Origin of the sequence: Mesorhizobium sp. M1A.T.Ca.IN.004.03.1.1 (assembly GCF_003997555.1) — a bacterium.
Lineage (GTDB): Bacteria > Pseudomonadota > Alphaproteobacteria > Rhizobiales > Rhizobiaceae > Mesorhizobium.
On record NZ_RZTV01000272.1, the window covers coordinates 1 to 275 of the forward strand.

The 275-nt window shown below is 62.2% G+C and carries 1 pseudogene; it reads right to left on the reverse strand.

Annotated elements, in window-relative coordinates:
• Positions 1 to 50: 50 nt before the first annotated feature.
• Positions 51 to 275: pseudogene (locus tag EOD29_RS31660) on the reverse strand (hypothetical protein); the annotation flags it as partial.

Here is a 275-nt window from a genome sequence, read left to right on the forward strand (position 1 = left end):
CTGAGGTGCAGCGCGACACCCACGGTGCGCTCGGGGCTTCCTGCCGAGCGTTAGATCGCGACCAACAACGGTCGAAGCAGCAGCAGGGCAAATCCAACAAGCACCGCGCCCGCGACCTTGTCGGCTATCCGCCTCCCTCCGGGAAGCCGCTTGCCCAGCAAAAACCATAGCGACCCTGTTATGGCGGTGATGCCGAGAAGCACCAGCCAGAAGATGCCAAGTTCGTCGGGACCGGCATCCATCGGCACCATAGCCAGGCAATAGATGAACGCCTT